Source organism: Psychrobacter sp. 1U2 (assembly GCF_051847575.1).
Genome location: NZ_JBPYDC010000254.1, coordinates 1 through 1,309 on the forward strand (window position 1 = coordinate 1; position 1,309 = coordinate 1,309).

2 protein-coding genes are annotated in these 1,309 nt (G+C 49.5%); both read right to left on the reverse strand.

The features are described from left to right. On the reverse strand, positions 1-829 hold an 829-nt coding region (locus ACS8FD_RS14950; RefSeq protein WP_439276437.1), incomplete at its 3' end, for an ABC transporter permease. After that, positions 807-1,309: ABC transporter ATP-binding protein (locus ACS8FD_RS14955; RefSeq protein WP_439276438.1), on the reverse strand; the 503-nt coding region annotated here is incomplete at its 5' end. The genes ACS8FD_RS14950 and ACS8FD_RS14955, both read right to left, overlap by 23 nt.

A 1,309-nucleotide genomic window follows, 5' to 3' on the forward strand; every position in this document is an offset into this window, starting at 1 on the left:
TCAATACATTGTCAGAGATACGCGAGACCGAAGTATCGGCTGACACAGCGTCAGATAGCTCAATATCAGCATAATTGGTCAGGATATTTGTGAGTGCGTCACGCTGTGCGGTTATCAGCTCGGGATCGCCTGCTATCTCGATACGATAGTTTATGCGGCTACGTTGTCCTAATAGATTGGTTGATGGGAGTGCATCTTGCTTCATCAGCACACGGCCACCAAAACCAAAGGTAGTTAGAGGTCGATCAGGCTCTTTTGTCAGTACATCATTGATCATGAATTGCGCATCGCCAATGGTGATACGGTCGCCGACTTCGGCCTGTAGACTACTGAGCACTTCTGGTGCAACGATCACACTGTCAGATGTTAGCTGCTCCCATAGCGGCTGTCCTGAGGCAAGCTCAGCTGTACCGTATAAGGGATACGACGGCGAGACGGCTTTGACGCTGGCAAGCAAGGTTTGCTCATCATTGACCAGCATGGCGCTAAACTGATAGTCATATACCGTCTGTGTATTAGGGATAGTTTCTACCTGCGTTAGTACTTCGCTTGGCCAGTCTTGCTTGCTGTTTAGGATGAGATCCCCACCAACGAGTGCGCGCTGATTGTCATTAATATAGCTATCGACAGACTGTTGCACAGAGTCAAGGGTCAGGTAGGTAGCAAGCGACAGAGTCAAAGTCAGTAGGAACAACACAGGATACACCCAGCGCTGCCACCAGCTACGACTGAGTGCTTGCGAGCCTAAATCGCGATTAAAAAGCTGGCTTATCATACCACCGGAGTAATTTGACTCTTTATCCATATTATCCATTAACTGTCGACCCATCTATCATACCGTCATGCATAGTAATAACGCGATCTGCCATGTCAGCAAGCGCAGGATCGTGAGTCACGACGATCAGTGCTGACCCCGTCTGCTGGCGCAGGTCTAATAATAAGTTCATGACTTGATCGGCATTTTGCTCATCAAGGTTACCTGTTGGCTCATCAGCGAACACAATCTTTGGCTGCGATACCAATGCTCGAGCCACCGCCGTGCGCTGTTGCTCACCGCCTGATAGTTGATTGGGCAGACTGTTACGTCTATGACCTAAGTCGACGGCTTCAATCAATTCGTTGACGCGTGCTTTATTCGGACGCCGCGCAATATCAAGCGGAAAGGCAATGTTTTCCGCCACCGTCAAAGTTGGTAGTAAGTGAAACGACTGAAAGACAAAGCCCATCTCACGCTGACGAATGACCGCCAGCGCATCTTCATCAAGACTGCTTAATGTCTGTCCAGCCAGCTCAACCGAGCCGCTATCAG